11 protein-coding genes are annotated in these 13731 nt (G+C 64.8%); 3 read left to right on the forward strand and 8 right to left on the reverse strand.

Going from position 1 to position 13731, the window contains the following annotated elements:
- Positions 1-75: 75 nt before the first annotated feature.
- From K7W03_RS07225 to K7W03_RS07235, 3 genes are read right to left on the reverse strand one after another with little or no spacing between them, the layout of a single operon-like run.
- Positions 76-2331 carry a TonB-dependent receptor gene (locus K7W03_RS07225; protein WP_222885873.1) on the reverse strand — a complete coding sequence of 752 codons (2256 nt, stop codon included), beginning with the start codon at positions 2329-2331 and terminating at the stop codon, positions 76-78.
- Positions 2332-2387: 56 nt separating this feature from the next.
- Positions 2388-3128, reverse strand: coding sequence for an HpcH/HpaI aldolase family protein (locus K7W03_RS07230; protein WP_158230052.1), 741 nt, complete (start codon positions 3126-3128; stop codon positions 2388-2390).
- Positions 3129-3139: 11 nt separating this feature from the next.
- Positions 3140-4399 carry an MFS transporter gene (locus tag K7W03_RS07235; RefSeq protein WP_222885874.1) on the reverse strand — a complete coding sequence of 420 codons (1260 nt, stop codon included), beginning with the start codon at positions 4397-4399 and terminating at the stop codon, positions 3140-3142.
- 399 nt (positions 4400-4798) lie between these two features.
- Between K7W03_RS07235 and K7W03_RS07240 the strand changes: the two genes are divergently transcribed.
- Both K7W03_RS07240 and K7W03_RS07245 read left to right on the forward strand, forming a co-directional pair.
- Entirely contained in the window at positions 4799-5482 is a 684-nt protein-coding gene (locus K7W03_RS07240) for a GntR family transcriptional regulator (protein WP_158501015.1), read from the forward strand.
- Positions 5483-5565: 83 nt separating this feature from the next.
- A complete protein-coding gene (locus K7W03_RS07245) occupies positions 5566-5898 on the forward strand; it encodes a hypothetical protein (RefSeq protein ID WP_222885875.1) in 333 nt (110 codons plus the stop codon).
- Positions 5899-6152: 254 nt separating this feature from the next.
- Here K7W03_RS07245 and K7W03_RS07250 read toward each other — a convergent pair whose 3' ends face one another.
- Together K7W03_RS07250 and K7W03_RS07255 are read right to left on the reverse strand one after the other, a co-directional pair.
- Positions 6153-6956 (reverse strand): OmpA family protein, encoded by an 804-nt coding sequence (locus K7W03_RS07250; protein WP_137709313.1) that lies wholly within the window; start codon positions 6954-6956, stop codon positions 6153-6155.
- On the reverse strand, positions 6931-8820 hold the full coding sequence (locus K7W03_RS07255) for a YadA family autotransporter adhesin (RefSeq protein ID WP_222885876.1): 1890 nt from the start codon (positions 8818-8820) through the stop codon (positions 6931-6933). Before K7W03_RS07255 ends, K7W03_RS07250 begins: the two co-directional genes overlap by 26 nt.
- A gap of 407 nt (positions 8821-9227) precedes the next feature.
- Between K7W03_RS07255 and K7W03_RS07260 the strand changes: the two genes are divergently transcribed.
- The gene (locus K7W03_RS07260; RefSeq protein WP_146001629.1) at positions 9228-10133 is read left to right on the forward strand and encodes a PAS domain-containing protein; all 906 of its coding nucleotides are present in this window, start codon (positions 9228-9230) and stop codon (positions 10131-10133) included.
- On the opposite strand, the gene K7W03_RS07265 is transcribed toward K7W03_RS07260, so the two are convergent.
- From K7W03_RS07265 to K7W03_RS07275, 3 genes are read right to left on the reverse strand one after another with little or no spacing between them, the layout of a single operon-like run.
- Positions 10123-10596 carry a spore coat U domain-containing protein gene (locus K7W03_RS07265; RefSeq protein WP_025547243.1) on the reverse strand — a complete coding sequence of 158 codons (474 nt, stop codon included), beginning with the start codon at positions 10594-10596 and terminating at the stop codon, positions 10123-10125. The genes K7W03_RS07260 and K7W03_RS07265 overlap by 11 nt on opposite strands.
- Positions 10593-12968 carry a fimbria/pilus outer membrane usher protein gene (locus tag K7W03_RS07270; protein ID WP_222885877.1) on the reverse strand — a complete coding sequence of 792 codons (2376 nt, stop codon included), beginning with the start codon at positions 12966-12968 and terminating at the stop codon, positions 10593-10595. The genes K7W03_RS07265 and K7W03_RS07270 overlap by 4 nt, the downstream gene beginning before the upstream one ends.
- A gap of 13 nt (positions 12969-12981) precedes the next feature.
- Entirely contained in the window at positions 12982-13719 is a 738-nt protein-coding gene (locus K7W03_RS07275) for a molecular chaperone (protein ID WP_222885878.1), read from the reverse strand.
- Positions 13720-13731: the final 12 nt, after the last annotated feature.

Below are 13731 nucleotides of genomic sequence, written 5' to 3' on the forward strand. Positions count from 1 at the left end.
TTCCTTTCAGCGAATATTTCCCTGGACTGCGCCAGGGGCGGCTTCCGGGAACTTGCCCCGCAAGCCGCCTCGACCTCAAAAGTTCGCGCCCAGCGTGACGCCATAGGTGCGGGGTGCGGCGGCCGCATATTTGGCGCCGGCCGTCGACCCGGTCGTGGCGATGGTGTAATATTTCTCGCCCGTCAGGTTGTTCGCCCACAACCGCACGTTGAAAGTGCCGCCCGGCGCGGTCCACTGGACCGATCCATTGACGATGTCCGTCCTGGGCTGGCGCGTCAGCGGACTGCTGAAGACGTCATATTCATAATTGCCGCCATGCGCCCAGGATGCCGACAGGTCGAAATCCCCAAGGTCGGTCGGCAGCGTATAGAGAAGCTGAAGATTGCTGGAGAAGGGCGGAGCCTGGATCAGCCTGTTGCCCGATACGTCGCAGCTTCGTTGCGTCGCCGGGGCGGAACCCTGGACCGCGGGATAGGGATTGGGTCCACTACATCTGGCGGGATCATAGGGCGTGGGCGCGTTCGGCGGCAGCAGGAAGAAGGAAGGGGCATTCCGGAAATCCTTGTACCGCCCGTCCAGCAATCCGATGGAGGCGCTGACCGTCAGATTGCGGACCGGGATCGCGGATATTTCGAAGTCGATCCCCTTGATGGTGGCCTTGCTCGCATTGGTGAGGGTCGTTCCCGTCGGCAGGACGATCTGCACCTGAAGGTCTGAATATTCATAGAGGAAGGCTTCAGCATTCACGCGCAGGCGGCGATTGAGGAATTCGGACTTGAAACCTATCGTATAGGCATCCAGCGTCTCGGGATTTACCGGCGGGGGCAGAGTGGTCGTGCCCGCGACGATGCCGGTAAAATTATATATGCCCGATTTGAAGCCCCGATTATACGCAATATAGCCCATGAGATCGTCGGAGAAATGATGATCGATCGAAGCCCGGCCGGTCACGCTGTTGAATGTCTTTGCATCCTCGAACGGGCCGAATGTGACAGCCGCGCCCGTGGCCGGCAGCAATCGGGCAACGGCATCCAGCGACCGGCGGTCAGAAGTATAGCGCAAGCCCAGCGTCAGGTTGGTCCTCGGCAGGATTTCCGTTGTCACCTGCCCGAAGCCGGCGATCGAATTGGTCCGCTGAACCGCGTCGGTATGCGATTTGGAGGTGCCGAACGCCTGCCCCTCATAGGTCGCGTCCATGAAGGACCGGTCATGCAGGTAGAAGGCGCCCAAAATCCATTTGACCGCAGAACCTTCGGGCGAGAGCAGTTGCACTTCCTGCGTGAACGTGCGCCCGCCCATGGCGAATTCGCGCGTCTGGAAGAAGGGGCTGGGCGATCCGTCGCTGTCGCTGACCACGGGATCGACGACGGTCTTGCTGAACGCGCTTATCAGCACGAGCCGCGCATATCCGAAATCATGCGTCAACTTGCCGCTCAGGGACCGGGTGGTCGACTTTTGCACGGTGTCGAGATTGGACATGACGTCGTAGAATCCCAGTCCCGCCGCATCCGCGCTGTAACCGTCCCGCGTAAAGGTTCCTGCAATCGAGCGCCCCGGCTGCCCCTGATCGGAACTGCGCCGGTCATAGCTGCCCGCGACCAGCAGCGACGTCTCTTCGCCCATGTTCCAGAGCAGCTTGGCGCGCCCTCCCCAGCCCGACATGCTGTTGGCTTCGTTCCCTGTCGTGCCGTTGACGCCCCAGCCCTTGCGCTGGTCGATGCCCTGCAGGGCGAAATTGATCGCGACGGTGTCGGTAAGACCGGTCGATCCATAGAGCTGGCCAGAGATCGTGTCGTAATTTCCATAGCTGGCGGTCGCGCTGGCGGAGGGGTCGAAGCTTGGGTCTCTGGTGCGGATGTGGATCACGCCGCCCGTCGCATTCCGCCCGAACAAGGTGCCCTGAGGGCCCTTGAGAACCTCGATCGAGCTGATCGAATTGAGCTGGAAGACACCAGCCGAACCGGTCGGCAGATAAACGTCGTCCACGAACAGCGCCACCGCAGGCTCATTGCCGATGGCGACCGAATTGGTGCCCACCCCGCGAAGAAACGGCGTAAGGCCCCAGGCGGAGTGGTTCAGTTGCAGGCCGGGAACCATCTGAGCGATCACGTCCGGCTGGGTGATGCCCAGCTTGATCGCCTGTTCCGACGTGATGGCCGTTACCGAGATCGGGACGTTCTGCAGATTTTCCGACCGGCGTTGCGCCGTGACGACGATGTCGGCCAGGCTTGCCCCCTCTTGCTCCGCCTCGGTCGTCCCCTGCGCCATGGCCGGCATGGCGATCAGGCTGGCGCAGACCAATATTGTCCGGTGGATCGTGTTTTTTGTCATGATACCTCCCCTTGTTGATATTCGTCGCGGGCAAGGCCGCGTCTTTTTCGGTGCGTCTATCCGGGTTTAGCCTCGATGGAAGCGGCAGCCGCCGCGGCCGCCTGAAGCGCGAACATCCGATCCATGCCGAAGATCGCCAGCTTTGCTCCGGCATCGCGGGCATGCCGGACCTGCCGGGCGGTGGCGCACACGGCGATGCCGGCAATGGCTGCATCGCGCGCCGCGCGGCAGATCCGGTCCATCGCGGCGGCATGCGCCGGCGACCCCACCGGATGGCCGATCGACACGGCAAGGTCGAACGGTCCCATGCACAGGCCGTCGATGCCCGGAACAGCGGCGATCTGCTCCACCATGTCCAGTCCGGCCAGGGTCTCGATCTGAACGATCGCGGCCAGATGATCATTTGCCTGTTCCAGATATGGCTGCAGCGAAGCCCCATAATCGCATGCGCGGACTGCCCCAGCGCCCCGCGCGCCGTCCGGCGGGAAACGGACTTCAGCGACGATCCTTTCGGCCTGGGCGACGCTTTCCACGCGCGGCACGATGACGCCCGCCGCCCCCAGGTCCAGGGCTCTGCCGATGTCCGGACCGATCGCCGCCACGCGGACCAGCGCGGGCAGACCGGCGACGTCGGCGGCGCGGATCAGCGCCTCAAGCTCCGCAATGCCGAACGCGGCATGTTCGGCGTCGAGCACCAGCGCATCGAAGCCGATGCCGCCCAGGGATTCGACGAGCGAGGGAGCAGGCAGGGAGATGAACATGCCGATCAGACCGCCCTGCCTCAATCGATCGCGCATGCGGTGCAGCCTCATGGGATCGAACGCCGGTCCACCGGGTCGGCCATTCGGCCGGCAAAGGTGGAACACAGGGCCGCGAGGAAGGCGGGCATGGCCAGCAGGATGAGCACCAGCCTGAATTCGCCGGTCATATCCTTTGAAATGCCGACGGCGACCGGCGCCACGAAACCGGCAAGATTGCCGAAAGAATTGGTGAGCGCACCCGCCGCTGCGGCTGCCGCGCCAAAGACATGGACCCGCGGAATGGCCCAATAGGATGCCGACGCCATCGAACTCAGCGCAACGCCCAGCGACAGCAGCCACAAACCGGAAAGCGCGCTGTCGTCAAGGAGCAGCGCGCCGGCCATCGTGATCGCTCCCGACGCCAAGCAGGGCAGGATGGCGTGCCAATAACGCTCGTTGGTCGAGGCTGAATGCCAGGCCCAGAGCGGCGTGAGCAGTGCCGCAAGCACCCATGGCACCGTGCTGAACAGCCCGGACTCGAGCGTCGACATGCCGGTCGACCGGATGATCTGGGGGAACCAGAAGATGATGGCCTGGCTGCTCAGCCCTATGCAGAAATATTGCAGGCTGAGCAGGAGCACCTGGGGATGCGTCAATGCGTCCCGCCAGGACCCGGCCTGACGATCGGCGCCGTCCGCCATCAGCCGGGCGGACAGGGCCTTTTTCTGATCGTCGGAAAGCCAGGGCGCGTCGTCGATGCGCTCGGGCAGCGATTTCAGCACCAGAATGGCGACGAGAAACGCCGGCGCGCCTTCGATGATGAACAGCCAGCGCCAATCCACCGCCATCAGGAGACCCGTGGTCAGCGGCGCGCCAATCGCCAGCGACGCTGGCATCATCGCGATCATCAGCCCCATGACCTTCGACATTGCGCGCCGGTCGAACCATTGCGCGAGATAATAGACGATGGCAGGCACGAACCCCGCTTCAGCAATGCCCAGGGCCAGACGAACCGCATAGAAGCTTCCGGCATCGGATATGAACCCGGTGGCAATCGCGATAAGGCCCCAGGCGACCAGCAGGGCCGCGATCCACCGGCGCGCGCCTATTCGGGCGAGCAGCAGGTTGGCGGGTACGCCGGCGAAGAAGAAGCCGATGTAGAAGAGGCCCGCCCCCATCCCGTAAGCCGATGCCGACAGGCCGATATCCGCGCGCATGTTGAGGGCGGCGATGCCCACATTGGTGCGATCGACGATATTCACGAAAACGCACAGCGCCAGCGTAGGCAGAATATGCCGCGCCGCGAGATCGACCGGAGATTTCTCCAACTCGCCCCTCCTGTTTATATTTGTACGCATGCATATCTTATCAACTGTAGACTGTCGACAGTTTTTTGCTTTTTCAAATGCTGAGAAGAGGAAGTCCGAAACCCCCGAAAATATCATTTTTTTTCAATCGATTACTCTCAAAGAGCGCTGATTCCGCGCCGGGCGCCGTCGCACGCCGGAAAAGCATAGCTGAGGGATTCAGCCCTATTTCCTCGATTCGATATGTAAGCATATGACATGACAATGATCCGTCCATTGTCAGGCGGAGGCCTGGCTTGCCGTTCGACCTTGAACAGGACAAGGACCTTATCTTACAGCCAGCACCTCAATGTGAGACGATCGGATGGAAATCGTCATAAAGGCGGTGGAACGGCAATGGCACGCGCGAGCACTGATGACATGAATTTCACCGCGGTTCGAACCAGCTCGATCGTCAGCGAGGTATATGCCCAGATCAGGGAAAAGCTGCTGTCAGGGGAATTCCTCGCCGGGCAACCGTTGCGGGAGTCCGTGCTCGCGACGAGGATGGCCGTCAGCCGCGCCCCCGTGCGCGAAGCGCTTCGGTTGCTCGAACAATCCGGACTGATCGTGAAGGCGCATAATCGATCCTATGTCGTTGCTCCGTCCGCGCCGGGCGACATGCCCGAACTGGCCGCGCTTCGGGCGGCTGACGAGATATTGGCCATTCGCATCCTTGTGCAGCGCAAGACCGATCTCGGTCCGCTAGCCGCCGTGGTGGATGGAATGCGGGCGGCGCAGGCCAATTCCGATGTGGAAACCATCTCCGCGCTGGACATCGAATTCCATATGACGCTGGTCCGGCTCACCGGACTTCCGCGATTGATCTCACGCTACGACCAACTGAGAGATCAAATTCGGTTCGCCATGCTCTCGGTCGAGGATTTGCACGGCCGTGTCTTGCAGGACCAGGCGGTCATGCATGAGGAATTGCTGACGGCATTGCTGAACGCCCAGCAAAGCGGCCGCGCCGCCGACCTTCTGCGCCTGTGGGAAGAACATGTCTTCTTTTCCATGAACCCGGCAGATCACATCATTCCCTTGCACGATGACGACCCGACCTGAGCGCCGGATCGAACAAAGGGCATCGAACGCCATGGGAAACCTATCTCCTCCGCCGCGTTCCTTCATCACGAAGGAGACCTGTCATGTTGAAGACTTTGGCATTGCTCGGCGTCGCGGCCTTGGCCGGGCGGCAACTCTTGAAAGGCGGACGCCCAACCTGGTCCACGCCCGGTACCGGAAACCGGGATTCAGCAGCGGAGCATGATGAACAGACCGCGGCGCATCGGCAACAGGCCGACGCCCCCGGCGAAGTGGGACATCGTCCGGTCGATCTGGAAGGTCCCGAACATCCTGACGGATCGCAACGCGCGGACGAACATTACCGGCCCGACATTCATGCAACGGTCGCTCCGGAGGACAAGGAAAGCCTGCGTCCCGTCACCCTGAAATCGGCGCGAGGCCCAACTGACGCCTAGAGCCAATCGACATTCAGAAAGATGACGAGCCGAGCCGAAGGCCACCGAAGGTAAAATGGTGGTTTTCCGTGACCCGGAGCGCAGCCTACTCAAAGTAGGTGAGCACCGGAAGCACGGAAAAGCTTCTTTTGCAGGCCGTCAGGGCTGAATGTCGATGGCTCTAGCTTTTCGGCGGGACGCAGCGACCATCGCTCCCGCGCACCGGCTTTGCCGGACATGCCAGCGATCCGGCTACGAAGCGCAGGGATTTATCATCATTCGTCATTCGACATCATGCGGACCAGCACCCGCCGGTTGAGAGGATCGGCAGCGCCTCCCTCGGACCGGTGCGCGGGCGTGCGCTCCCCCGCTCCGGAGACCTGGAGGTTCGACAGGGGCACCCCCATCGCCACCAGATCCCTGGCCACGGCATCCGCCCGCATCAGGCTCAGCCGGTCATTATAGGCATCCGGCCCCGCGCTGTCGGTAAAACCCGTCACCGACAGCTTTTGGATGCTTCGCTCATTCCCCTGCAGGAATGCGGTCAGTTCGCGATGCGCGTCTTCGCGCACATCGGCCTTGTCGAAATCGAAATAGACCGTGAGCGTCGGCAGCTTCCGCACCGTAACCGGGCGTTGCGGATCGCTGGCCAGCGGTTGCGGCGGCGCGTAAACCATGTCCCGGCACGCCTTGTCGCTCCAGGCCATTTTTTCGAGGCGCATCCTGCGGTCCCAATGCAATTGCAGGCGGCAAATCCGATATTCCGTTCCAGAACCGGTATAGAAATCAAGGATATAGTTCCAGCGCCGCTCACCGATCAAACCCTCATGGAAATGGGGCACGCCCAGCAAGGCATAGACCTGCCGCTTGGTCATGCCGGGCGTTAACAGGCGCGGCGTCTGGGGCAACAGAAACACACCCTCGCGGCGGGTGGCGCGACCGGGATCGGGGAAATCCGACAAGGGCGCGATGTCCGGCAGAAAGTCCGGCTCGGCCGCCGCCGCGGGCGACGGACACAGGACCAGTGCCAGCAGGGCCAGATACCGGCGCCTTTCAGAACGCGATGCCCATGCCGGCATTGGCGCCTCCCTGATTGCGGCTGCTATAGGTTGCGGACGCCCGCATGATGAAACGGCCATTATCCGACACTTTCGATATTCCCATGGCGACCGCATGTTCCCCCTGCCACGTGCTGACGCCCAGGCCCAGGGTGCCGCCGCCGGCCTCGGAAAATTGCGGTATGCCAGCCATCGCCATGGACGCGGCGATGCCGCCCTCCGCATCGCGGCGCAAATTGCGCAGGCCGCTGTCGAACAGATTGAAGCGCACATCCGTATAGGCGTTGGCGGCATCCACCGCCTGCCCCATTCCGCCTTGCAGCTGGCGCAGATTGACCGCGTCGGTCGGCGCGATGCCGTCGGCGACATGGGTGATCTGCCGCTCCGCCCCAGCGCTGCCGACCGACACCGTATTGGCCCGGTCGGCGACAGAAGCATAGCCAAGCGCGACGCTGCCCGGCGCAATCGCCTGCGCCTGCGTGCCCAGCGCCAGGCTGCCGCTGCCGGACGCCACGGCGCCTGCCCCCGCGGCCAGCGTGTCCGCGCCGCTCGCGACGGGCTTGGCATGGCCGGAGCTGTTGTTGACCTGGAGATACCCTGCCCTTGCTTCCTGAAGGTCGGCGATGGCGGTCACATTATAGGCCAGTTGCACATTGGTCGCGTAGAGTTGCGCGCCATTGACCGCCTCGGCCGATGCCGCGCTCAGTTCGCCTGCGGCAACGCCGCCGATCTTCTGGTCGACGCCGCCGCGCGCGGCATTATAGGCCTGGATCGCCGGATCATAGGGCAGCGCGTCCTGCGCCGCACCGCCACCGCCGCTGCCGCTGCCGCTCCCCGAACTGCTCAACTGCGACAGGTTGACCGCGTCGCTGCTCGTGGTGCCGGCGGCCAGATTGGTGATGGCCGTGCCGCCTGCGCCGCCGAGGAGGATGGAGGATTTCGTCCCATCCTGATATTTGACGGCCAGATCGTTCAATATCGCAAGATCATAGCCTAGCTGGACGATGGCCGCGCTGTTCTGGGCCACAAGGTCGTTCGTCGCCTGCAATTGCGAGCCGTTGACCGCATCGGTGCTGGTGGCGTTCACCGCTCCCGCGCTGAGGTTGGTGATGCCGGTGCCGGTCGCGCCCTGCAGCGTGACCATCGACCGCGCGCTGCCGTCATATTGCACCGCGTTGCCGGCCAGGGTGCCCAGCGCGTCGTTGACGGCCTGCAATTGCGCGACATTGACGCCGTCGGTCGGATTCGCCCCGGCCGCGAGCCCGGTCAGGCGGCGGCCGCCGATATTCACCTCCGCGCTGGCAGTGCCGCCGACCAGATAGGCGGGCAGGTTCAGGCTGAGGCCGTTGGCGACCGATCCCGCACCCAATGCCACGCTGCGCATGTGGGTGGCAGATGCCCCCGCGCCGATCGCCACCGCCTCATAGGCGCCCGTGGCCGTGCTGGCGAGGTTGCCGATGGCGATGGCATCCAGCTCGCCCGCGCTGGCTTCAAGACCCGGCGTACCCAGACCGGTGATCTTGTTGCCGCCAAAGGAAATGCCCCTGGGCGTAAGAAGGCTGAAACTGTCGGAGGTCGTTTCGCAACTCGGGTCGGAGAGCAGGTCGACGGCATTGCCGTTGATGTCGAGCACATTCAGATTGATCGGCGCGCCCGACGCCGCATTGGACAATGCGGCGTTGATGCCGAGGTCGACCGATCCGAAGGTCAGGATGCTCAGCGTCGATTCCACCGGCGCCAGAACGGGCGTGATGACATCGCCGATGGTCTGCGTCAGCACCGATTTGGGAAGGCTGACGCCGGAGCAGGCGCTGACCACATTGGCTCGGGCGGTCACGCCCGACCCCGCGCCTGCCAGCAGCAAAGCGCCCGTCAGCCATCGCATGGCCTTCCTGCCTCGCCCCTTCGCCGGGTTCGCTATTCCGGCAGTCCCGGATGAATATCGCGATGCGTCGCGCCTCATGGATCCGTCCCCTGAACGGGTGCCCCCCACGCGCCCGTCCAGCGGTAGCGCAAGCCCGGCATCCCACGTCCCCGGACGGAAGATGGAAGCGCCACGGCTAAGGGCGCGCGAAGGCGAAGACAGGGAATTTTACGCAATATATGTATCGGCACGGCCCGCCGGATTTTTCCCTTCCCCGACCCCGTCCATATTCGTCCGGCAACACAATGGGTTGAGGAAGCATTTGATCGGCGGCAGCGCACTCGTTACGATTCCGTTTTAATGACAGGCCCGATATTGTACGCATTATGCGGACACTGACGGGATGATGGGAAAAGGGGAGCAAGCCGGTGGATGATTTACCGCCCGGTCAGGTCGTCACGGCCACGGCGCTGATTCGGCATTTCGCCGTGCATTCCCGACAGGCAATGGGCGAACCCATCCATATCATGAACCATGGCCATGTCGGCCTGACGCTCCTTGCGACGGACCTGTTCCAGCGTCTGGCCAGTGGCCGGCAATGCTCCAGCGGACCGGATCATCCGGAAACGCAACTGGACATCCTGCTGGACATGATCCCCACGCAGGTGATCCTGACGGATCGGGATCTGAAACTCTCCCGGATCAATCTGGCCGCCCGCCGCCGCTTTGGCGTCAGCGAGAAGCAGGTGCTGGGAGTCCCCCTGGCGCAGATGCTGGCGGGCTCCGACTCCCATTCCCTGTTGCGGGCGCTTGAACGCGTGCGCGACACGGGCATTCCGGAAGCGTTCGAGCAGAACGCCGCCGGGCCGCCGCCGCTCGTCCATCGCGTCCAGGCTGCGGCCTTTCCGGGCGGTTTTGCCGTGCTTGCCGACGAAATCGCGGATCGCGTGACCCTCCGCGCCCAGGATGCGCGGATCGCCGCCTATGAGGATCTGATCGACCGGCTGCCCGGACTGGCCCGCGGAACCTTCAATGTCCGGGCCATCGTCACCGATATTTCGCCCGCGCTCGCGGAGCTGGTCGGAACGGAGAAAAGCCGGGTCGTCGGCACCCGATTTGCGACCCTGTTCGGGGCTTCCAACCGCGGCACGATCAGCGATGCCGTGGAAGAGTTGCTGACCGTGGGGAAACCGTTCGGCATGGCGGCGGCATTGGTGGGCGGCCGTCCCGACGGCCAGACCGTCTGGGTCAATGCCGCGCCGCTCTTGTCCGCCGACGGGCAGGCGGGCGGCGTCTTCATGATGGGAACGAAACCGGTCGGCATCAGTAGCTGATGGTGACGATCAGGCTGTCGGCATAGGCCCCCGCCTGCGGCCATTGTCCCGCCGCGATGCGGCCATAAACGGACACGGTCTGGCTGAAGGACAACAGCCCGTTCAACGAGGCGGTGACCGTGCCGGTCCCCGACGATCCGGTTCCCCAGACGGTCGTGCGGCTGGCATTTGTATAGAGGTTGTAGTTGAGCCGTGCGCCACCCTGCGTCATCTGGCGCGCCAGCGCATCGCCCGACGAGCCCGGGCTGATCGCGATGTCGATGGTCCCCGCCAGCGAGACCAGGCCCGTGCAACTGAGCGTCACGCTGCCCGCGGCGTCCTTGGGCGCGGGCGAAGTGGGATCGTAGCCGCCAAAGCCGATCCCCGTCGTCGACGCCGAACAACTGCACAGGGTGCAGCCCCATGCCGGCGTCGCCAGCCCCATGCCGGCCAGCGCGGCCAGAACGAATCCCGCAGCTTTCATCGCTTCCCCTCCCGATCCGGCACACAGCGTACCGGCCCCATCCGTGCCGCACCGGCATTGCCCGGCAGGGCCGGGACGATCGCGCGGCAGGCGACCGCCGGGCCGGACAGCAGGATTTCCTGCCCTTCATGCGCGTCGGCCAGATACACTTCGCCGCCATGTCCGGAAATGCCGGATGCCGCTCCTTCCATGGTGACGGTCAGTCCTTCCGCAATGGCCGCGCCGCCGCCGTCCACCAGCCGCAAGGTGACGGGGTGAGCGGCCGCACCCCCAAAACCGATCCTCACCGCCTGCCGGTATCCCGGAACCGCGACCTGCTCCGCCGATGTCACGACGGTGTCGATCGGCAGGGCATCCAGGTCGATGGCGATCCGGTTGGCCGCATAGGGCTGCAACCCCGTGACGATCGCGGGCCTGCCCGGTTCCGCCTTGCGCGCGACCGGCCGGTTTTCGAAGAAGACCGTCACGTCCTGATCGGCGGCCACATCCACCACGGCAAAGGCGTAATCGAGCTGCGGTGTCGCGATGATGCGCCCCCCTACCCGCAGCAACGCCCCGCGGGCCTGGAACCGCATCGCTTCCATTTCCCCCATGCGCGACGCCGACAGATCGACATCGCCGGCCGCCGTGCGCCATGTCACGCCGCCTTCCATCTGTACCGGCGCATCCGCCTGACGCGACGCCAGGAAGCGATAGCCCCACCCCGCGTCCGGCGGCGGGTTCCGGCTGAAGCTGGCGGCGGTGCGGCCACCCTCCACGAACAGGCCCGCGCTCGACCGCGCGCCGAGGGGAAGGGTCAGCGATCCGAAAAGGCCGTTGGTCCGGCTGTCCGAAAAGCGCGTCCGCCGCGCGCCCAGCGTGACCCAGGCCGCCCCCAGGCTGGCCGCATAGGAAAGGGAGCCGGTGGAGAAGCGGTCGCCTTGGCCGCCCTCACTGTCGAGATAATGGGCATTGATGGTGCCGCGCCCGCCAAGGGCCAGGCTTCCCGCCACGACCCATTCCCGGCGGCCGGCGGGCACGGGATCATCCTCCCCGACCTGCGTGAAATGCGCATCTTCCTGCATGTAGCTGGCGGTCACGGAATAGCGGGCTGTGATCCGCTGCACCTGCGCGCGCCACAGGAAACCATCACCCGAACGGCCATGCGACCCCGCCGCCGCCAACGATATTTCGCCCCAGGAAGACAGAAGCGCGCCAAATCCCAGCCCGGCCATCTGCCCATCCTCGCTTGCCTCCATGCGGCCGGAAAGCGTCAGGCCCTGGCCCAGCCCATGCCGCCAGAAACCGGCGGCGAAGGGAGCCCCATAGGAAAAGCTGCGCGCACCGAAGTCCCTGCGCAAAAACCCTGCCTCCAGCGAAAAATCGTCCAGCCCTTCCTGCAACAGCCGCGGACTGGTGTAGAAGCTTTGCGTGACGGTGCGGGCGGCGCCATTGGCGTCCCTGATCGTCATCGTCACTTCGCCCGCGCCGGTAAAGACGGGCTGATAATCGATTTTGAAATCGCCGGGCTGAACCGCCATGCTCTGGCGGCTGCTGGCCGCCGCAAGGTCCACGACCGAGGGCAAGGCGGCGGAGCCGGAAAGCCGGGGCACCGGATAGGTGACGGCTTCCGGCGTCAACGAAAAATCGGTCCCCAGCCTCACCCCGGCGAACCGGACCGGCCGGTTCCAGTCGGCGCCGCGCGTCAATGTGTCGCCCAGGACCAGCCGCAAACGCCGATCCTGAAAATCGCGGATGACATTGCTGTCGAGACGAACCGCCCCCGGCCCGCCGCCGCCCTGCTGCATCAGGGCGGTGATGCCGGCGACGCCCCAGCCGCCCGACATCCCGGCATCCAGCAGGGCGGAAGCGGCCCAGCCGCCGCCCCAGCGCGCGACCGACAGATCATAGCCGACAAATTGCACCGGCACCGCTTCCATCACCGGCCGTCCGCGCTGTTCCGGGCCGATATGGGCGGTCGGGAAGAAGGACGGCCCGGCGTCGATCAGCAGGGTTCCGCCCGAACCGTCGAGTTTCACCGAAAGGCCGGGCAGCCCGTCCAGCAAGGCATAGTCGCAGCCGCCCACCTCCATTTGCCGAAGCGGCGCGGGCAACCGCAAACCCCATTGGCTCAGCATGTCCTGCCGGACGAACAGGCGGCCCGCGCTCAGCACGACAAGGCCCGTCTCTTCAAGGGGCTGGCCATTGATGACGACGCCCACGGGCATGGGGCGCGGACTGCCGTCCGGCTCGACCGCCACCGGAACCGCGAGGGCCAACGGAAGATCGGACGCCGCCGCCGGTTGCGCCAGCGACAGCCATAGCAGGACCGATGCCCTGCCCGGCTGCCAGCCGGCCTGCCCTGCGCCGGACAATGCAGCAGCGAGCGGCATCGATCATCCACCCTCACCGCTCGGCGACGGCGGTTGACGCGGCGAGTGGGCCAGTGGCCGTCTCCACCTGCACTCCGCTGATCGCATCGCCATCCGGGGATTCAAGCGGCAGGTCGATGCGCCCGCCCGCCAGCAGGTAGAAACCACGGTCGAGCCGCGTGACTTTCCCGCCAGCTCCGGCAGGCGTCATGTCGATCGCCGTGACCTGGACATGCCGGTCGCCCTGGTTGAACAGAATGAGCGTCCGCCGTCCATCCGCGCCCTTTCCGACCGACCAGCGAAGCAGGGGCGCCGCGCCGGACGGCGCGCGGAATATCGGCATGCTGATGCGAAGCAACGTCCGCACGGTACCGGGAGCAACCGTCGCCATCGGCAATTCATCGATGATCAGGCGGTAGCTCTCTTCACGCGACCCGCTGCGCGCCGGCAGGCTGCACCGGACCAGCCGGCTCGACCCGCCGGGAATGCTGAGAATGGAGGGATTGACGACCGGCCCCCCGTCCGGGTCCAGCAGGTCGACGCCGTTCGCATCCTTGCGCCAGCCAAAACCCCTGACCTGGACAGTCGCGGGCGCCTTGTCATCATTGGCGATGGTCAGGCTGCAAAACTGTTTCTCGGCCGCCATTTCGATCCGCACCGGCAGGATGCGCAGCGCGCCCGCATTCGCCGACGGCGCGATCCCCCAGAACAGGGCGCCGACCATCACCGCCAGAACCCGTCCGAGTCCTGCGCCATGCCGCCTGATTGTCATGACCGGGCCTGC

The sequence above is a fragment of the Sphingobium sp. PNB genome (assembly GCF_019873065.1).
Classification (GTDB): Bacteria; Pseudomonadota; Alphaproteobacteria; order Sphingomonadales; family Sphingomonadaceae; genus Sphingobium; species Sphingobium fuliginis.